General features: G+C 55.8%; 16 protein-coding genes and 1 pseudogene. 2 read left to right on the forward strand and 15 right to left on the reverse strand.

The genetic code is table 11. The features are described from left to right. Positions 1–21 precede the first annotated feature (21 nt). Positions 22–189 (forward strand): DUF2897 family protein, encoded by a 168-nt coding sequence (locus tag LXM55_RS09050; RefSeq protein WP_016964082.1) that lies wholly within the window; start codon positions 22–24, stop codon positions 187–189. A 43-nt stretch (positions 190–232) separates the two neighbouring features. Here LXM55_RS09050 and LXM55_RS09055 read toward each other — a convergent pair whose 3' ends face one another. After that, entirely contained in the window at positions 233–1,084 is an 852-nt protein-coding gene (locus LXM55_RS09055) for an urea carboxylase-associated family protein (RefSeq protein ID WP_233320083.1), read from the reverse strand. 15 nt (positions 1,085–1,099) lie between these two features. Beyond that, complete coding sequence (locus LXM55_RS09060) at positions 1,100–1,753, reverse strand: GntR family transcriptional regulator (protein ID WP_233320084.1); 654 nt, start codon at positions 1,751–1,753, stop codon at positions 1,100–1,102. A 191-nt stretch (positions 1,754–1,944) separates the two neighbouring features. Between LXM55_RS09060 and LXM55_RS09065 the strand changes: the two genes are divergently transcribed. Further along, on the forward strand, positions 1,945–2,505 hold the full coding sequence (locus LXM55_RS09065) for a TetR/AcrR family transcriptional regulator (RefSeq protein ID WP_233320085.1): 561 nt from the start codon (positions 1,945–1,947) through the stop codon (positions 2,503–2,505). A 10-nt stretch (positions 2,506–2,515) separates the two neighbouring features. On the opposite strand, the pseudogene LXM55_RS32635 reads toward LXM55_RS09065, so the two are convergent. The 13 genes and pseudogenes from LXM55_RS32635 to gyrA all read right to left on the reverse strand — a co-directional run. Continuing rightward, a pseudogene (locus LXM55_RS32635) lies at positions 2,516–2,667 on the reverse strand (SDR family NAD(P)-dependent oxidoreductase); the annotation flags it as partial. An 81-nt stretch (positions 2,668–2,748) separates the two neighbouring features. Then, positions 2,749–3,078, reverse strand: a complete 330-nt coding sequence (locus LXM55_RS09070; RefSeq protein WP_233320086.1) for a ComEA family DNA-binding protein — start codon at positions 3,076–3,078, stop codon at positions 2,749–2,751. A 111-nt stretch (positions 3,079–3,189) separates the two neighbouring features. After that, on the reverse strand, positions 3,190–5,184 hold the full coding sequence (locus LXM55_RS09075) for a nucleoside-diphosphate sugar epimerase/dehydratase (protein ID WP_267924186.1): 1,995 nt from the start codon (positions 5,182–5,184) through the stop codon (positions 3,190–3,192). Between the two features lie 94 nt (positions 5,185–5,278). After that, positions 5,279–6,298, reverse strand: coding sequence for an MraY family glycosyltransferase (locus LXM55_RS09080; protein ID WP_233320087.1), 1,020 nt, complete (start codon positions 6,296–6,298; stop codon positions 5,279–5,281). A 794-nt stretch (positions 6,299–7,092) separates the two neighbouring features. Next, the gene (gene ihfB, locus LXM55_RS09085; RefSeq protein ID WP_233320088.1) at positions 7,093–7,389 is read right to left on the reverse strand and encodes an integration host factor subunit beta; all 297 of its coding nucleotides are present in this window, start codon (positions 7,387–7,389) and stop codon (positions 7,093–7,095) included. A gap of 133 nt (positions 7,390–7,522) precedes the next feature. After that, positions 7,523–7,804 (reverse strand): hypothetical protein, encoded by a 282-nt coding sequence (locus LXM55_RS09090; protein WP_233320089.1) that lies wholly within the window; start codon positions 7,802–7,804, stop codon positions 7,523–7,525. A 188-nt stretch (positions 7,805–7,992) separates the two neighbouring features. Next, entirely contained in the window at positions 7,993–9,687 is a 1,695-nt protein-coding gene (gene rpsA / locus LXM55_RS09095) for a 30S ribosomal protein S1 (protein WP_007931318.1), read from the reverse strand. A 121-nt stretch (positions 9,688–9,808) separates the two neighbouring features. Then, positions 9,809–10,498, reverse strand: coding sequence for a (d)CMP kinase (gene cmk, locus LXM55_RS09100; RefSeq protein ID WP_011062580.1), 690 nt, complete (start codon positions 10,496–10,498; stop codon positions 9,809–9,811). Next, complete coding sequence (locus LXM55_RS09105; protein WP_233320506.1) at positions 10,495–12,702, reverse strand: bifunctional prephenate dehydrogenase/3-phosphoshikimate 1-carboxyvinyltransferase; 2,208 nt, start codon at positions 12,700–12,702, stop codon at positions 10,495–10,497. Before LXM55_RS09105 ends, cmk begins: the two co-directional genes overlap by 4 nt. A gap of 28 nt (positions 12,703–12,730) precedes the next feature. After that, a complete protein-coding gene (gene hisC, locus LXM55_RS09110; protein WP_233320090.1) occupies positions 12,731–13,843 on the reverse strand; it encodes a histidinol-phosphate transaminase in 1,113 nt (370 codons plus the stop codon). A gap of 10 nt (positions 13,844–13,853) precedes the next feature. Then, positions 13,854–14,948, reverse strand: coding sequence for a prephenate dehydratase (pheA, locus tag LXM55_RS09115; RefSeq protein WP_007939916.1), 1,095 nt, complete (start codon positions 14,946–14,948; stop codon positions 13,854–13,856). Next, the gene (gene serC / locus LXM55_RS09120; protein ID WP_233320091.1) at positions 14,948–16,033 is read right to left on the reverse strand and encodes a 3-phosphoserine/phosphohydroxythreonine transaminase; all 1,086 of its coding nucleotides are present in this window, start codon (positions 16,031–16,033) and stop codon (positions 14,948–14,950) included. Before serC ends, pheA begins: the two co-directional genes overlap by 1 nt. A gap of 64 nt (positions 16,034–16,097) precedes the next feature. After that, a complete protein-coding gene (gene gyrA / locus LXM55_RS09125) occupies positions 16,098–18,758 on the reverse strand; it encodes a DNA gyrase subunit A (RefSeq protein ID WP_233320092.1) in 2,661 nt (886 codons plus the stop codon). Positions 18,759–18,965 lie beyond the last annotated feature (207 nt).

Below are 18,965 nucleotides of genomic sequence, written 5' to 3' on the forward strand. Positions count from 1 at the left end.
CTGCCCATTAAGGAGAGCCCTATGCCCTGGTATGCCTGGTTGATTCTGGTGGTTGCTATCGGTTCGATCGTCGGCGGCTTGATGATGCTGCGCGACACCGCCAACAAGGTGGAACTGACCGATGAGCAACGTAAGCGCGTAGCCGAGCGCAACGCGGAAATGGACGCCAAGGAAGCGCGTGATCGGTAATCCCCAGCCCCTTCACCCTCGGATGAAGGGGCTATTTCATGCCCTACTTTTCCCATTCGGCCTTGGCGATATGCAGACCGTGCAGCCCCTGGTAGGCCGCACGTTGCGGCTGGCTCCAACCTTCGAGCAGGGCCTCGTCGAGACGATATACCTCGACTCCCAACGGCCGGCATACGCACAACGGATCCTGGGCGTCGGGGCCCCACATCGGTAGCGACAGATCCCCTCCCGGACAGGTCGACAGCGCACACAGCAGGTCGATCTCGGCAAAGAACTCCAGGTAGTCGCCCTTCTGTGCCGGACAGGCCTTCATGAAGTACATGTCGTCATGATTCAGGCCGGTGCACTGGAAGATGTTCAGCACATCGTGCACATCGAACTCGGTAAGGCCATGCGGCAGCACCGCCCGGGTCAGGTTGGAGTGACAGTGGTGGTGGAAGTCCTCCCCGGTGAGCATGCGGTTTACATAGGGGTCGCAGCGGGTGCCCAACAGGTCGTGGAGGCGACCGCCGTGCTCATCGATGCCGTAACTCGCCAGGCTGTCATCAGTGATGGTGACCAGGGGACGCAGGAAAGGCAGGTTCGACCAGAGCCGGTCATGGGTACTGACGTGAGCGCCCTGCAACTGCCGGGTACGCGCCGCCCACAAGCGTTCGCGTGGATCATTGGCGTTCCAGACGTTGAAATCGCCCACTTGCGGACCAACCGGCGTGGTGACGCGAAACACGTGGCCTGCGGGCACTTTCCAGGCCCGCCCGGTACGGATCGGCACCTCGAACTGCTCAATCAGCGTGCGCTGTGCCGGGGTATCGCGAATACGCTCGTAGAAGGCCGTGTCCACCTGGAGCGCCGAGCCTTTGCTGACCTGATAAGCCGCTGGATAGTCTTTGTACATGGGTATCGCCCTCGTTCAGTGACGCAAGGATTGGTCGAGCATGTCCAACAGCAGGCGTTCCGAGTCGTCCAGATACAACTCCATGGCCTCTGTGGCGGAAACTTTGTCGCCCTCCACAAGCCACTCATGGATCTGCCGGTCGCGGCTCAGCCAGGGCGCCTGGAACCGTGCTTCATCAGGCGCCGCACAAAACACCAGGCGCAGTTGCGCCACCACATTGGTAAAGAACTCATCGAACAGCGGCGAATCCAGCAACCCCACTACATGCTGGTGAAAACGCAGGCCATGGGTTCCGACCGCACGCCAGTCCTCACGCTCGCGCGCCAGTTCCGCCGCTTCGATGGCATCGAGCATGCGATCGGCTTGGTACTCGCGTAGCGGCCGGGCATGGGCGATGGCCTGCAACTCCAAGGTACGCCGTACCCGGAACAGATCGCGCACATCGTCAGCATCAAGGCGACGGACCATCACGCCCTTGTGCCGCACATACAAGGTCAACCCCTCCTGCCCAAGACGATGCAGGGCCTCACGGATAGTGTTGCGTGAGGCGTTATAGGCACTGACCAGCTCGCTTTCCACCAGCGCCATGCCGGGCATCAAGCGGCCGCCAATGATGTCCGCCCGCAGCTCTACGGTAATGAGATCCGCCAGGGATAAACCGTCGCTCATGAAACGCCTCGAGATTGTTCAACAATTCATGAGTTACAGGTAAACACTTATCGTGCCAACTCCAGACAGTCTTTTTCACCTCGCGAAAAACTGTCAGGAAGCTGTCAATGCCTGCAATCCCTGTTGAGAAGTTGGCGCATGATTTGACGAACCTTGGTTAAAATAGCGGTCTAGTTGCGGAGATTTCTCAAATGCGTTATTCGCCAGACCATAAAGCCCAGACCCATAAACGCATTATCAAAGAAGCTTCAGAACGTTTTCGACGCGACGGCATAGGTGCAACAGGCCTGCAACCCCTGATGAAAGCCCTGGGTTTGACCCATGGCGGCTTCTACTCGCACTTCGAATCCAAGGATCAACTGGTAGAAGAAGCGCTGCTCGCCTCTGCCGAAGAGCTGGATGCCCATTGCGCTACCCTGTTCGCACAAGAGCACCCTCTACCGGCCTTTATCGACAACTATCTTTCCGAATGGCACCAGCAGTCCCCCCATCAAGGATGCCCACTTCCGACCATGAGCTCAGAGCTTGGTCAGCGCGGCCAGCCCAGCCCGACGACTGATGCGGTTCTCAAAGCCAGGCTTGAACAAGTAGAAGCGACCCTGGAGGGCGAACATAAAACCGAACGCAGCCTGATGATCATGTCCGCCCTGGTGGGGGCGCTGATGCTCTCTCGCAGTGTGGAAAACCCGGAACTGGGAGCGCAGATACTAAAAGTAGTCCGTGAGGGCCTTAAAGAGCAGGAGCGACGCTAACACAACTCGCTCAGCCCTGCGCCGCCGCACTGCGGCGGGACAGGTAAGATCCCAAGCCAGGCACGCTGCCACCAGGGCCTGCCAATTCGCCGGATCGGGTAGCGAAGGTTGTGTGATCAGCTCACCCTGATCGAGCCCACTCAATGCTGCGTCGATTCTCTCATCACAGCTTCTCCCTCAGCCACCAAGCTCACGAAATACAAAAGGCCGGTCATAGACCGGCCTTCAACTTATGCGCCTAACTCAATTGACGTCGAGCTTGTCGCGATTACGTTCGAGAATGGTCTTGCCAATCCCCTTGACCTCCAGCAGCTCATCCACCGATGCAAAGGGCCCGTTTTCTTCCCGGTAAGCGACAATCGCCTTGGCTTTGGCAGCCCCCACGCCAAAGAGTTCGCGCTGCAAAACTGCCTCATCTGCAGTATTGAGATTGACCTTGCTTGCTTTGGTCGTGACCTGCTCAGCCACTTCGGGAGAAATGGCCTGGGTCTTGAGAGCCGGTGCTGCTTGAGTGGCAAGCGACAAGCTGGCAAGAAGAGCAAAGATCAACGAGGAGAAATATGAGTTACGCATAGTGACGCTCCATGACATCGAGTAAGGAAAGCAGCTTTTCCGAAGCTGCCTTCCAAACCTAGGTGATGCGGGGAGCAAGTCAAAAGCAGGAGGGTTACTGCGTGTGTATATTCAAGGCTTGAGACGGCGCTGCTGGTAAACCCAGTCGACTATTTCACCATCCGGTGCGTAGCCGCTTACGGTCTCGCGGAGCAGTTGGCGAACTCTTGAATAATCATCAACCTCAAGGGCCTCGAGGAGCTCCGTGAGCTTGGTCTTGAGCGTCTCCCAAGGCAGATAGTCTTCGTTGGCACTCATGATCATCGGATGCCGAGTGGCGGCGACGTTATCTCCAATCAGCAACTCTTCGTAAAGCTTTTCACCCGGGCGAAGGCCGGTGAATTCAATAGCGATATCGCCATGAGGACTTTTTTCCGATCGAACACTCAGACCGGAAAGGTGAATCATTTTTTCTGCCAGCTCGGCGATTTTTACTGGCTCGCCCATATCCAGCACAAAAACATCACCGCCCTGCCCCATCGAACCCGCCTGAATAACCAACTGAGCAGCTTCCGGAATGGTCATGAAATAACGGGTGATTTTGGGATGAGTAACCGTCAATGGACCACCAGCTTTGATCTGCTTATGGAACAAAGGAATGACCGAACCTGAAGAGCCCAATACATTACCGAAACGAACCATGGTGAAACGTGTTTTATTGACCCGTGATACATTCGACAAGTCATTGAACAGCACCGGAGCCTGCTCCTTGCTCAGCGCCTGCAGTGTCAGTTCCGCCAGTCGCTTGGTACTACCCATCACATTCGTTGGGCGGACTGCTTTGTCAGTGGAGATCAATACAAAGTTGGCTACTCCGGACTGCAGTGCGGCCTGTGCGGTATTGAGCGTACCCATTACATTGTTAAGTACACCCTCTGCAATATTATGCTCCACCATCGGTACATGCTTATATGCAGCAGCGTGATATACAGTATTGACACTCCAAGTCTTCATGACAGATAGCAACTTTTCGTAGTTGCGCACAGAGCCAAGAATAGGCAAAAGCTTTACACCCAAAGAGCTTCTGGATACACGTTGTTCAAGCTCAGAAAGAATACTGTAAAGATTGAACTCACTATGATCTAGCAATATCAGTGTACTGGGTTCCTGGAGCAAAATCTGACGGCAAAGCTCGGAGCCTATAGACCCTCCAGCGCCCGTTACCAGAACTACTTCACCCTTGATACAATGCGCCAACAAGTCGCTTTGGGCTGGAACTGAGTCACGTCCAAGCAAGTCAGCAATGTCTACTTCTTGAATATCATCGACCTTCACTCGGCCGCTAGCCAGATCCATGAAGCCTGGAACGCTTCGAACATGTAGCGGAAACCCCTCCAGAAACCCCAAGATCTCTCTTCGACGACTACGACTGGACGAAGGGATTGCCAAGAGAACCTCTTGCGCCCCTGTATCATCAATCATTTGCTGCAAATGCTTGGGCTTGTATACCTGCAGTCCGGCGATCATCCGATCTGCAATACTGCTATCATCATCTATAAAGGCTACAGGACGCATCAGGCGCCCCAATCGCAACGCCGCCACTAGTTGATTTCCTGCAGCTCCAGCACCGTAGATAGCCACCTTAGGCAGACCATCATCACGATTAGTAAAGGGTACATGCTGCGCAGTGGTAAACCAGTCGCCAAGGAAATATTGACGCATAACCAGCCTAAGTCCGCCAATCATTACCATGCTCAACCACCAATAGTTGAATACGATTGAGCGCGGCACCACAGTCTGGTGATTACTATATAAATAGACTACAAGAGCAAGGGTCAGGGCTGACAAGGTTACAGCCTTAACGATGGTAATAAGGGCATCGTTACCGAAATAACGCATGACCGCGCGATACATCCCGAACTTAATGAACAAAGGGATAGCCACCGCTGGAGCACTGGCGAACAACCAAAAATGCACAATAAAAGGGTTGTTGAGATCGTCAAAACCAAGCCTGACAACAAATGCCATCCATAGAGCGATCCAGACCAGCAAAATGTCGGTGATCACCTGCAGCACGCGCTTTTGCCGCCGCGGGAGCCTCAACAACAGTGTTCGTATTTTATCCATAATCCCTTTTTCGAACCTCGGCCCTCAGCCTAGATCTATTTTGCAAAATGATTGAAAACGCCCTGCGCTCAGCCGCTCCGAAGACCAAGCAATATCAGCTGGTTTTCTCCAGCTCACCCGCGTGAAACCTAAAAGCAAGAAAGACCAGCGGCGCATAGGCCAGAATTAGACCGATAATACCATCCAACCCAAGCAGTCCCACGCACACTGCTATCGGCAGCAGCCAAAGAATATTGATTCCCAAAACAGCAAGGGTCACTGGTAAATGCCGCCCAAACTGGCGGGATGCAAACTGATAAGCATGGCTGCGATGCGCCTCATAGACCTTGTCCCCGCGCAACAATCGACGGATCAGAGTAAAGGTCGCATCAACAATGAATACACCAAGAAGAATCAACCATACCCAAAGAAACCGAGAAGAAGCCCAAGCCCCTTGCACGGAAAGAACGCCTAGAACAAGTCCCAGAAAACCACTGCCTGCGTCACCCATAAAAATACGTGCAGGAGGGAAGTTCCAATAAAGGAAACCCAAGACTGCCATTGATAGCAATAATGGCAACCAAATCAATGATGGGGCATCAGCAAACCAGTAAATCACACAGACACCAAGACATGTACTCACTGCCTGAACACTAGCAATACCATCAATACCATCCATAAAGTTGTATAGATTGAGCATCCAGACCAAGTAGAAAACTGCACAGATATGCCCAAACCATGAAAGATTGAGATCAAAGCCAAAAATATTAAGCGGAGGCAAACCACCCAGCCAACTCAACGCCCATATTGCGGCGGTAAAATGAGCGAGTAGTCGCCAACGTGCCGCTATATGCCCATGATCATCCAAAAAGCCGACTATAGCTATCAGCGCTCCAGCCCCCCATAAAGCTACTACGGAAAGCAAAGGAACCTCCGCTACAAAAATCATAAGAGGAGTAAATGCAAGAAAACTCAAAACAATAGCAACCCCACCTCCTCTCGGGGTAGGCACCGAATGAGAACTACGACTATTGGGAACATCCATTAAACTGCTAGCTAAAGCGTAGCGTCGCAAAACCCAAGTTAGCAGTAGCGAAACTCCTGCAATCACTAGCATCAATAAAAAAATCGCCATACTTACTCTAATCCATAAATTTATAAAAAAGACTTTCAGCAACGCTTACCCAGCTAAAAAAATATCCAATGCAGCACAAATAAATAAAAGCTCTCCCCCCCTAAAAAGCCACCACAAACCAAGCACCCACCCACATCAGTCACAAAAATCCAACACAACGCCTTAAATTCTCAGCAACATAAAGCCCAAGCCATTCCAATAATTAACAAACAGCAGTTTACTACTTCACACAAGAAACATCTAAAAAATAAACCCTACCAGCACCATAGCTGCTTATTTTAAATATCCGACTACTTCAAAGCCGTCCATCACCGACTAAAGATACTTAACCAACTGTTGGCGAACATTAAAAACCGGTGACAACAGCCTCTACCAACCCATTACAATCACCCACAACCTCAAAAAGTCAGCTCTCATCGCACAATCACTACATCACCTGGAAAGAATTCTTTGTAATTTCAAGATTTTAAACAAAGCCTCCCTTTGAGAGACTATAAATTTCAGCGCCTTTACGCCGAAATAATCAGATACAAATCAAGACCATCGCGAAAGAATCAGATCATTCCCACCCTCAATATTAAGAAACACCAAAGCCCATTCAGAAAATATAGGTACAGCCGAACCAAACTATATGAAGGTACAAAATATGGTAAGAATAGCGCCACTTGAAAGTAAATTAAGGGCAAACTCACTTACACCAAAAGCCTTTACCAAAGCCAACTCACACTCTTTATTTAGTTGACACCCCAAAAGCAATACCAACAGATTACTTATCTAAGTTTTTTAGCTCAGCCTCAGCGAACATCTATTTCGTCCTCATTAACTCGATCACGAAGCTCTTTACCCGGTTTAAAATGGGGAACGAACTTCCCATCCAAGCTAACTGACTGGCCTGTTTTTGGATTCCGACCTACCCGAGGGGCTCGATAATGAAGTGAAAAACTACCAAATCCTCGAATCTCAATTCGATCACCGGTAGCCAAACACTGCGACATTTGCTCAAGCATCGTCTTGATGGCCAACTCGACATCCTTGGATGAGAGCAGCCCTTGATGGGTGACAATTCGTTCGATCAACTCCGACTTCGTCATATTTTTCCCTTCTTTTTCAAGCAGCTAGGTCAGTGCTCAGAAGGTTTTAGCATGCTCTGAGGATTTTGAACAGCCCACACGCAACGTCGATACAAGCCCCTCCACAAGACGGAGCGACAAAACGCCAAGTAGCTCATCGACACATGATGAGCATCGTTCGTGTCAGATAACCTGCCGGGTTCCAACCAAAAGGATAATCCCTCTCCTCATCCTTGGCATCACTGGACTTGGTGATGACCTTGTAGCCATCGACCTTACACTCACGCGCAGCACGCTCGTAGCACCTGTCCCAGCCCCCACCCAGCCCCGAACAATCGATCTCTATACCGCTAACACCACGAATCGCATGGGTCTTTACATTGGTTGTACATCCCACCAAGAGAAAAATCAAAATAACGACACTTAGCCTGCTCATGCTCTTCCTTATGGCAGCTTGCGCTGCTCGAGTAACATGCCAATTGAATAAAGCCTAGACCCAATAAGCAGCCAGCCCCGCTAAGAAAGAGACACCTCATTACACACATTGGTTTCCCTACCCACCCCCTCAAATTCCGCTCACAAAAAAGGGCGACCAAAGTCGCCCTTTTCATGGTCAAACAGAACTTAGTTCTGCTTTTCCATCTGTGCACGCAACAGGTCACCCAGAGTGGTAGGACCAGCAGCGATATCCGAAGCAGCTGGCTTGTCGCGCAGGCTTTGGATAGCTTCTTTCTCGTCTTCAACGTCTTTCGACTTGATCGAGAGCTGGATTACGCGGCTCTTACGGTCAACGCTGATGATCTTGGCTTCAACTTCTTCACCTTCTTTCAGAACGTTACGAGCATCTTCGATGCGATCACGGCTGATTTCGGAGGCTTTCAAAGTAGCTTCGATATCGTTGGCCAGGGTGATGATGGCGCCTTTAGCGTCAACTTCTTTTACAACACCCTTAACGATTGCGCCTTTGTCGTTCTCTTGTACGTACTCGGAGAACGGATCGCTTTCCAGTTGCTTGATACCCAGGGAGATACGCTCACGCTCTGGATCAACAGACAGGATAACGGTGTCCAGCTCGTCGCCCTTCTTGAAGCGACGTACAGCTTCTTCGCCTACTTCGTTCCAGGAGATGTCGGACAGGTGAACCAGACCGTCGATGCCGCCGTCCAGACCAATGAAGATACCGAAATCGGTGATCGACTTGATGGTGCCGGAGATCTTATCGCCCTTATTGAACTGGCCAGAGAAGTCTTCCCATGGGTTGGACTTGCACTGCTTGATGCCGAGGGAGATACGACGACGCTCTTCGTCGATGTCCAGAACCATAACTTCCACTTCGTCGCCGACTTGTACGACTTTCGAAGGGTGGATGTTCTTGTTAGTCCAGTCCATTTCCGAAACGTGCACCAGACCTTCAACGCCTTCTTCCAGCTCAGCGAAGCAGCCGTAGTCAGTCAGGTTGGTTACACGAGCGGTAACGCGAGTGCTTTCTGGGTAACGAGCCTTGATAGCAACCCATGGGTCTTCGCCCAGCTGCTTCAGACCCAAGGAAACACGATTGCGTTCGCGATCGTACTTCAGAACCTTGACATCGATCTCGTCGCCAACATTGACGATTTCGGAAGGATGCTTGATGCGCTTCCAAGCCATGTCGGTGATGTGCAGCAGGCCATCGACGCCGCCCAGATCAACGAATGCGCCGTAGTCAGTGAGGTTCTTGACGATACCCTTGACTTGCTGACCTTCCTGCAGGGATTCCAGCAGAGCTTCACGCTCAGCGGAGTTCTCGGCTTCGAGGACGCTACGACGGGAAACGACAACGTTGTTGCGTTTCTGATCGAGTTTGATGACTTTAAACTCGAGCTCTTTGCCTTCCAGGTGCGTGGTATCGCGCACAGGACGGACGTCAACCAGAGAACCTGGCAGGAACGCACGGATGCCGTTAACGTCGACAGTGAAGCCGCCTTTAACCTTACCGTTGATAACGCCCTTGACCACTTCTTCGGCTGCGAAGGCTGCTTCCAGAACGATCCAGCATTCAGCGCGCTTGGCTTTTTCACGGGAGAGCTTGGTTTCACCGAAGCCGTCTTCAACCGAGTCCAGAGCAACGTGAACTTCATCACCAACATTGATGGACAGTTCGCCAGCATCGTTGTAGAACTGCTCAAGCGGGATCAGTGCTTCAGACTTCAGACCAGCGTGAACGGTTACCCAACGCGCTTGGTAGTCGATGTCAACGATAACACCGGTGATGATGGAGCCTGCCTGAAGGTTCAGGGTTTTTAGGCTTTCTTCAAAGAGTTCCGCAAAGCTTTCGCTCATTTTAATTCCTGTTGATAAGGGCGAAGAATACGCCCATCTGCCACATCCCAGACAATGTGGGTTACGTTCATATAAAAGAACGATCGCAGGACTATGACTGGTCCCCTGCAATCGTTCTTGTTCATCCCGCGATATCGCGAATGGCGATCTCGCTCAAGATGCGTTGCAACACCTGATCGATGGACAACTCCGTTGAATCCAGCTGTATGGCGTCAGCCGCCGGCTTGAGCGGAGCCACCGCTCGCTGGGTATCGCGCTCATCACGCGCACGGATCTCATCTAGCAGACTCGACAGACTAACACCATCGACTTTTCCCTTCAACTGCAAGTAACGGCGACGAGCACGCTCCTCGGCACTGGCAGTCAGGAATATCTTCAATGGCGCATCGGGGAACACCACGGTTCCCATGTCACGGCCATCGGCAACCAGTCCCGGTGGCTCTTGAAAAGCACGCTGACGCTGCAACAACGCATCACGTACAGCGGGCAATGCAGCAACCTGAGACGCCCAGGCCCCGACTTGCTCATTGCGCAGATCATCCGTTACGTCATCACCTTCAAGAATAATTCGCTGAGGATGATTCTCGGTTGCACCAAGGAACTGCACATCCAAATGAGCCGCCAACAACTTCAGCGACTCCTCGTTGGTCAGATCGACACCATGATTGCGCGCAGCAAACGCCAGCAACCGGTAAAGCGCCCCGGAATCCAGCAGACACCAGCCCAGATGCTTGGCGAGCTTGCCAGCGATGGTGCCCTTGCCCGAACCACTAGGCCCATCGATGGTGATCACAGGCGCCTTGATATTCACGACTGAGCCTCTTGCGAAACACGAATCCCCACCTGCGCGCACAGCGCCAGGAAGTTCGGGAACGAAGTAGCAACGTTGGCGCAATCATGAATGCGAATCGGCGCATTGGCGCGCAACGAGGCAACACTGAATGCCATGGCAATACGGTGATCACCGTGACCATGAACTTCCCCCCCCCCAATCTGGCCACCATCAATGATGATGCCGTCCGGAGTCGGTTCGCACTTGACGCCCAACGTCAGCAAGCCGTCAGCCATGACCTGGATCCGATCAGACTCCTTGACCCGCAGCTCTTCCGCGCCACGCAGCACGGTACGCCCTTCGGCACAGGCAGCAGCCACGAACAACACAGGAAATTCGTCGATTGCCAATGGCACCAACTCTTCAGGAATCTCGATCCCCTTGAGCTTGGCGGCACGTACGTGCAGATCGGCAACCGGCTCACCGCCGACTTCACGCTGGTTTTCCAGACGAATATCAGCCCCCATCAGGCGCAGGATATCAATCACGCCAGTACGGGTCGGGTTGATCCCGACATGCTCCAGTACCAACTCCGAACCTTCAGCGATGGAAGCAGCCACCAGGAAAAACGCTGCAGAAGAAATGTCTGCCGGAACTTCAATATGAGTCGCCTTCAGCTTGCCGCCCGATTCAACCGAGGCGGTTGCGCCGTCAACATTCACCAAGTAGCCGAAACCACGCAGCATGCGCTCAGTGTGGTCACGGGTCGGAGCTGGCTCAGTGACCGTGGTTTTCCCTTCAGCGTACAAGCCAGCCAGTAACAAGCAGGACTTCACCTGGGCACTGGCCATCGGCAAGGTATAAGTCAACCCTTTGAGCCTGTGACCACCGCGAATCACCATCGGCGGACGACCTTCGGGCGCCGTCTCGATGACCGCGCCCATTTCACGCAACGGATTGGCCACACGGTTCATCGGACGCTTGGACAGCGATGGATCGCCAGTCAGAGTACTGTCAAAGCTCTGCGCAGCCAGCAGACCGGAAAGCAGACGCATCGAAGTACCGGAGTTGCCCAGGTAGATCGGACCCGGAGCCGGTTTCAAACCATGCAAACCGACACCGTGGATGGTTACGCGACCATGATGCGGCCCCTCGATGACCACCCCCATGTCGCGGAAGGCCTGCAAGGTCGCCAGGGCATCTTCACCCTCGAGGAAACCTTCCACCTCAGTGGTGCCCTCAGCCAGCGAGCCGAGCATGATCGAACGGTGGGAAATCGACTTGTCACCCGGTACACGAATCCGCCCAGACAGGCGGCCACCAGGATTTGCCAGGAAAATCAGATCGTTGGAGTTCATAGCGTCCACATAGGCCCGGCGGGCCAGGATTTTACCGAAATGCTCGCGGGCAACCCGGGCGCGAGTGAATACGCCCAACAACTGATGCCCGTCCCCTGCATCGACTGCGTCGCGCAAGGCGTCGAGGTCGTTGCGAAATGTATCGAGTGTGCGCAGCACCGCCTCGCGATTGGCAAGGAAGATGTCGTGCCACATGACCGGGTCGCTGCCGGCGATTCTCGTGAAATCGCGGAACCCGCCCGCAGCGTAACGGAAGATATCGAGATTTTCACTGCGCTTGGCCAGCGAATCGACCAGACCGAACGCCAGCAGGTGTGGCAAGTGGCTGGTCGCGGCGAGGACTTCATCGTGACGCTCGACCTGCATGTGCTCGACATCCGCCCCCAGCTCACGCCAGAGCCTGTCGACCAGGTCCAGTGCCGCGGCGTCAGTCTGCTCCAGAGGCGTGAGGATCACTTTGTGTCGACGAAACAGCTGCGCATTGGATGCCTCCACACCGCTCTGCTCGGAACCAGCGATGGGATGCCCCGGAACAAAGCGCGCAGGCATCCCGCCAAAAGCCTCTCGCGCAGCCCGCACCACATTGCCCTTGGCGCTGCCGACATCGGTCAGTACCGCCTGCCCAAGATCCATGCCGGCCAGCAGGGCCAGCAGTTTTTCCATGGCCAGGATCGGCACCGCCAGCTGGATCACATCCGCCCCCTGGCAAGCCAGGAGCAGATCCTCTTCACAGCGATCCACCACCCCCAGTTCGACCGCCAATTGCCGGGATTGCGGGTCCAGATCGACGCCGACCACTTCGCGGCATACGCCACTTTCACGCAAGCCCTTGGCAAAGGAACCGCCAATCAATCCCAGGCCGACCACCACCAGGCGACCGATCATAGGCACAGCAGATTGCATTGGAATGACATCAACCACGAGCCAGAACCTTGGCCAAAGCCTCAAGGAAACGAGTATTTTCCGCCGGCAGGCCAATAGTGATGCGCAGATGATTCGGCATGCCGTAGTTGGCTACCGGACGCACGATCACCCCTTCGCGCAACAAGCCCTGGAACACCGGCGCAGCCTCACGCCCCAGATCCACAGCGACGAAGTTGCCCTTTGATGGAATCCAGCTCAGCCCCAGATCACGGAAACCTGCTTCCAACTGCTGCATGCCGGCCTCGTTCAAACGACGGCTTTCAGCCAGGTAGTCCACATCCTGCAGCGCGGCGCAGGCCGCAGCCAAGGCCAGGCTGTTGACATTGAAAGGCTGGCGCACGCGGTTCAGTACGTCCGCCACTACCGGGGTAGAAAGGCCGTAGCCGACTCGCAGCGCCGCCAAGCCATAGGCCTTGGAGAAGGTCCGCGAGACCAGCAGGTTCGGATAGGCCGCCAGGAAGTCCAGGCCATCCGGCAGGTCGCTGCCTTCGGCGTACTCGATATAGGCCTCGTCCAGCACGACCAACACGTGGGCCGGTATATCCTGCAGAAACTCGTCCAGCTCCTCGGCACCGAACCAGGTTCCGGTCGGGTTGTTCGGGTTGGCGATGAACACCACCCGAGTCTGCCCGTCGATCGCCTTGAGCATGGCCGGCAGGTCGTGCCCCCAGTTCCTGGCCGGAACCACGCGAGCCTGAGCACCAACAGCCTGGGTAACGATGGGATAGACAGCAAATGCATGCTCACTGAACACCGCATTCAAGCCAGGCGCCAGATAAGCCCGAGCCACCAGTTCCAAGATATCGTTGGAACCATTGCCCAGAGTCACTTGGTCGATTGCCACGCCACAACGCTCGGCCAGCAGGGACTTGAGCGCAAAACCGTTGCCATCCGGATAACGGGTCAGCTCGGCCAGCTCGTCGCGGATCGCCGCCAGGGCCTTGGGGCTTGCGCCCAGCGGATTTTCATTGCTCGCCAGCTTGACGATGGTGGCCGGATCGATGTCCAGCTCACGGGCCAGTTCGTCCACGGGCTTGCCCGGAACGTAAGGCGAAAGTTGTTGCACGCCTGGTTGTGCCAGTGCGAGGAAGTCGCCACTCATTGTTAAAGCCTCAGAGAACCGCTTTCGGGTAGGAACCCAGCACCTTGAGTGCTACTGCTTCCTGACTGATCTTTTCCAGCACACCCTTGACCAACGGATCACGGTGGTGGCCGACAAAGTCGATGAAGAACACATAGGTCCACTTGCCACTGCGTGAAGGCCGGGTCTCGATGCGCGTCAGGTCGATGCCATTGTCATGGAACGGCACCAGCAGCTCGTGCAATGCACCGGGCTTGTTGCTCATGGAGACAATGATCGAAGTCTTGTCGTCGCCGGTCGGCGGCACTTCCTGGTTACCGATCATCAGGAAGCGCGTGGAGTTGTCCGGACGGTCCTCGATCTTCTCGGCCAGGCGCGTCAGGCCATACAGGCCCGCCGCCATATCACCGGCGATGGCCGCCGAATTCCACTCGCCCTTGACCCGCTTGGCCGCCTCGGCGTTGCTGGACACCGCGACGCGCTCGACATTCGGGTAATGGGCATCCAGCCACTTGCGGCACTGGGCCAGCGACTGGGCATGGGAGTAGATACGACTGATGCTGTCGGTCTTGGTGTTCTCACCCACCAGCAAATGATGGTGGATACGCAGCTCGACTTCGCCGCAGATCACCATGTCGTGCTCGAGGAAGCTGTCGAGGGTGTGGTTGACCGCACCCTCGGTGGAGTTTTCCACGGGTACCACACCGAAGTTCACCGCACCGGCCGCCACTTCGCGGAACACCTCGTCGATCGCCGCCATCGGCTTGCTGATCACGGCGTGACCGAAGTGCTTCATGGCCGCAGCCTGGGTGAAGGTGCCTTCAGGGCCGAGGTAAGCCACTTTCAGCGGCTGCTCCAAGGCCAGGCACGAAGACATGATTTCGCGAAACAAACGCGCCATCTCTTCGTTGCCCAGCGGCCCCTGGTTGCGCTCCATGACACGCTTGAGCACCTGAGCCTCACGCTCGGGACGATAGAACACCGGCACTTCTCCTTCGGCCAGGGAAGCCATCTTCACCCGGGCGACTTCCTGAGCACAGCGCGCACGCTCACTGATCAACTCCAGGACCTTCTCGTCCAGAGCATCAATGCGCAGGCGCAGGGCCTTGAGTTCTTGCTCAGACATCAGCCGTGTTCCTTCTCGAACTCTGCCATGTAAGCCACCAACGCGTTGACGGCGTTGATGTCCACGGCGTTATAGATCGACGCGCGCATGCCGCCCACCGAGCGGTGGCCCTTGAGGTTGAGCAGGCCGCGAGCTTCGGCACCGGCCAGGAACGGCTTGTCCAGACGATCGTCAGCCAGACGGAACGGCACGTTCATCCACGAGCGGTCGGACTTGTTGATCGGGTTGCTGTACAAACCGCTGGCGTCGATGAACTCATACAGCGTGCGCTGCTTGACCTCATTGAGCTTGGCGATGGCTTCCACCCCGCCTTGCTCCTTGAGCCATTCAAAGACCAGGCCGGACAAGTACCAGGCCAGGGTCGGCGGCGTGTTGTACATCGAGCCGTTATCCGCCGCGACCTTGTAGTCGAGCATGGTCGGGCACAGCGAACGGGCACGCCCCAGCAGGTCTTCGCGAATGATGTTCACCAGGATGCCGCTAGGACCGATGTTTTTCTGCGCGCCGGCGTAGATCATGCCGAAACGGGAGATATCCACAGGGCGCGAGAGGATGTCGGAAGACATGTCGGCCACCAGGGGAACATCACCGGTTTGCGGGATCCAATTGAACTCCAGGCCGCCAATGGTTTCGTTCGGCGCGTAGTGCACGTAGGCGGCGTCTTTCGACAACTGCCACTCGTTCTGGCCGGGAATCGCAAAGTAATCGTAGGGCTTGGCAGTGGCCGCAACATTCACCTGGCCGTAGCGGGAAGCCTCTTCGATGGCTTTCTGCGACCAGATACCGGTGTCGATATAGTCGGCCTTGCCGCCTTCAGGCAGCAGGTTCAGCGGAATCTGGGCAAATTGCTGGCTAGCGCCGCCTTGCAGAAACAGCACTTTATAGTTCGAGGGGATATTCAGCAGGTCACGCAGATCCTGCTCGGCCTTGGTGGCAATGGAGACAAACTCATCACTGCGATGACTCATCTCCATGACCGACAGGCCCTTGCCATGCCAATCCAGCAATTCGGCTTGGGCACGCAACAGGACAGCTTCAGGTAGCGCAGCGGGACCTGCGCAGAAGTTATAGGCTCGTTTGCTCACATCCACTCTCGCTATGCATTCACGGTAGCGGACAGAGCAAACACTCTGCCCTGCTACGATTTATTTAGTCTTGCGACTCTTCTTCGCCTGCGGCGTCAGCCTGTTGGCCGTCGGTTGCGTCATCCGTATCGGTTGCCGCAGCACCTTCGAACTCCGCCCCCTCTTCACCTTCGAACTCTTCGCCTTCGATTTCCGATGGCTCCTGCACCCGCTCCAGGCCTACCAGGGTTTCATCGCTGGCCAGCTTGATCAGGGTCACGCCCTGAGTGTTACGACCCAGGCTCGACACTTCGTCGACACGGGTACGCACCAGGGTGCCCTGATCGGAAATCAGCATGATTTCCTCACCGTCCAGCACCTGAACTGCACCTACCAGGCGACCGTTACGCTCGTTGCTGACCATGGCGATAACGCCCTGGCCGCCACGCTTGTACTCCGGGAACTCGCCGATGGCGGTGCGCTTGCCGAAACCACGCTCGGAAGCAGTGAGGATCTGGCTGCCTTCTTCTGGAATCAGCATGGAAATCAGCTTCTGACCTTCGGCCAGACGCATGCCGCGCACACCGCGAGCGGTACGCCCCATGGCACGCACGTCGGATTCCTTGAAGCGAGTGACCTTGCCACCGTCGGAGAACAGCATGACTTCACGCTCGCCGTCGGTAATGGCGGCACTGATCAGCACGTCGCCTTCATCCAGTTCCAGAGCGATCAGACCAACACTGCGCTGACGGCTGAAGGACTCCAGCGGGGTCTTCTTCACGGTGCCGTTGGCGGTGGCCATGAAGATGTAGTGACCTTCGGTGTACTCCTCGACCGGCAGCATGGTGGTGATGTACTCACCATCGTCCAGCGGCAGCAGGTTGACCAGCGGACGACCGCGAGCAGCACGGGACGCCTCGGGAATTTCGTAGGTCTTCAGCCAGTACACCTTGCCCTTGCTGGAGAACAGCAGCAGCGTGGTGTGGCTGTTGGCAACCAGCAGGTGAGCGATATAGTCCTCATCCTTGACGCCAGTGGCCGACTTGCCTTTACCGCCACGACGCTGGGCCTGATAGGCCGCCAGCGGCTGAGTCTTGGCGTAGCCGCCGTGGGAAATGGTCACCACGCGCTCTTCTTCCGGGATCATGTCACCCAGGGTCAGGTCGAGACGGGCATCGAGAATCTCGGTGCGGCGCACGTCGCCGTACTCGGCACGAATCACTTCCAGCTCTTCGCGGATCACTTCCATCAGGCGCGTGGCGCTGTTGAGGATGCGGATCAGCTCGCCGATCTGGTTGAGAATCTCCTGGTACTCGGCCAGCAGTTTTTCGTGCTCGAGACCGGTCAGGCGGTGCAGACGCAATTCCAGGATGGCTTGCGCCTGCTCCGGGGACAGGAAGTACTTGCCGTCACGCAGACCGTATTGCGGATCGAGGTTTTCCGGGCGGCAGGAATCGGCACCGGCGCGCTCGACCATGGTCATGACCGCGCTGGATTCCCACGGAGTGCTGATCAGCGCTTCCTTGGCTTCCGACGGCGTTGGCGAGGCCTTGATCAGGGCGATGACCGGGTCGATGTTGGACAGGGCAACAGCCTGGCCTTCAAGGATGTGGCCGCGCTCACGAGCCTTGCGCAGTTCGAACACGGTACGCCGGGTCACTACTTCGCGACGGTGACGAACGAAGGCTTCCAGCAGATCCTTGAGGTTGAGGATCCGCGGACGGCCGTCGATCAGCGCCACGATGTTGATACCGAACACCGCTTGCAGCTGGGTCTGGGCGTAGAGGTTGTTGAGGATCACCTCAGGTACTTCGCCACGACGCAGCTCGATCACTACGCGCATACCGTCCTTGTCGGACTCATCGCGCAGCTCAGTGATGCCTTCGAGCTTCTTCTCTTTCACCAGCTCGGCGATCTTCTCGATCAGACGGGCCTTGTTCAGCTGGTAAGGCAGCTCGGTGATGACGATCTGCTGGCGGCCACCGACCTTGTCGATGTCTTCGATGATCGAGCGGGCGCGCATGTAGATGCGGCCACGGCCGGTGCGATAGGCCTCGATGATGCCTTCGCGACCGTTGATGATCGCCGCGGTCGGAAAGTCCGGCCCCGGGATATATTGCATCAGCTCGTCGACAGTCAGCTCGGGGTTGTCGATCAGCGCCAGGCAACCGTCGATGACTTCACCGAGGTTGTGCGGCGGAATGTTGGTCGCCATGCCCACGGCGATACCGCTGGAACCGTTGACCAGCAGGTTAGGGATCTTGGTCGGCATGACCGCCGGGATCATTTCGGTGCCGTCGTAGTTCGGCACCCAATCCACGGTTTCCTTGTGCAGGTCGGCCAGCAGCTCGTGCGCCAGCTTGGTCATGCGCACTTCGGTGTATCGCATGGCCGCCGCGTTGTCGCCGTCGACCGAACCGAAGTTACCCTGGCCGTCTACCAGCAGGTAGCGCAGGGAGAATGGCTGGGCCATACGAACGATGGTGTCGTACACCGCGGTATCACCGTGCGGGTGATACTTACCGATCACGTCACCGACAACACGGGCAGATTTCTTGTACGGCTTGTTCCAGTCGTTACCGAGCTCGCTCATCGCGTACAGCACACGCCGGTGCACGGGCTTCAAGCCATCGCGCGCATCAGGCAGTGCCCGCCCGACGATTACGCTCATCGCGTAGTCGAGGTAGGACTGTTTCAGCTCGTCTTCGATATTGACCGGGAGGATTTCTTTGGCCAGTTCGCCCATGAGAAGCCTGATTCCTTTTTCTGGTGAAACTTCGTCACATCCATATGGGACGAACGAAGCTCGCCGCTGCAGGCCTAGTGCCATGCACCGACTTACGACAAATCAACAAGTTATGCCATGGATTTGCGCAGTGAAGGCAGCCGCATCGGACCGCCTTGGAAACCGCCGGATGTTATCACAATCGCCGCCACGCACCTATCCCCCTGA

The organism is Pseudomonas sp. Au-Pse12 (assembly GCF_021341665.1).
In the GTDB taxonomy this organism is placed as follows: domain Bacteria; phylum Pseudomonadota; class Gammaproteobacteria; order Pseudomonadales; family Pseudomonadaceae; genus Aquipseudomonas.

Coding starts and splice junctions, on each gene's coding strand:
- LXM55_RS09050 (WP_016964082.1), top strand. CDS start 22: ATGCCCTGGTATGCCTGGTTGATTCTGGTGGTTGCTATCGGTTCGATC.
- LXM55_RS09055 (WP_233320083.1), bottom strand. CDS start 1,084: ATGTACAAAGACTATCCAGCGGCTTATCAGGTCAGCAAAGGCTCGGCG.
- LXM55_RS09060 (WP_233320084.1), bottom strand. CDS start 1,753: ATGAGCGACGGTTTATCCCTGGCGGATCTCATTACCGTAGAGCTGCGG.
- LXM55_RS09065 (WP_233320085.1), top strand. CDS start 1,945: ATGCGTTATTCGCCAGACCATAAAGCCCAGACCCATAAACGCATTATC.
- LXM55_RS09070 (WP_233320086.1), bottom strand. CDS start 3,078: ATGCGTAACTCATATTTCTCCTCGTTGATCTTTGCTCTTCTTGCCAGC.
- LXM55_RS09075 (WP_267924186.1), bottom strand. CDS start 5,184: ATGGATAAAATACGAACACTGTTGTTGAGGCTCCCGCGGCGGCAAAAG.
- LXM55_RS09080 (WP_233320087.1), bottom strand. CDS start 6,298: ATGGCGATTTTTTTATTGATGCTAGTGATTGCAGGAGTTTCGCTACTG.
- ihfB (WP_233320088.1), bottom strand. CDS start 7,389: ATGACGAAGTCGGAGTTGATCGAACGAATTGTCACCCATCAAGGGCTG.
- LXM55_RS09090 (WP_233320089.1), bottom strand. CDS start 7,804: ATGAGCAGGCTAAGTGTCGTTATTTTGATTTTTCTCTTGGTGGGATGT.
- rpsA (WP_007931318.1), bottom strand. CDS start 9,687: ATGAGCGAAAGCTTTGCGGAACTCTTTGAAGAAAGCCTAAAAACCCTG.
- LXM55_RS09105 (WP_233320506.1), bottom strand. CDS start 12,702: ATGATCGGTCGCCTGGTGGTGGTCGGCCTGGGATTGATTGGCGGTTCC.
- hisC (WP_233320090.1), bottom strand. CDS start 13,843: ATGAGTGGCGACTTCCTCGCACTGGCACAACCAGGCGTGCAACAACTT.
- pheA (WP_007939916.1), bottom strand. CDS start 14,948: ATGTCTGAGCAAGAACTCAAGGCCCTGCGCCTGCGCATTGATGCTCTG.
- gyrA (WP_233320092.1), bottom strand. CDS start 18,758: ATGGGCGAACTGGCCAAAGAAATCCTCCCGGTCAATATCGAAGACGAG.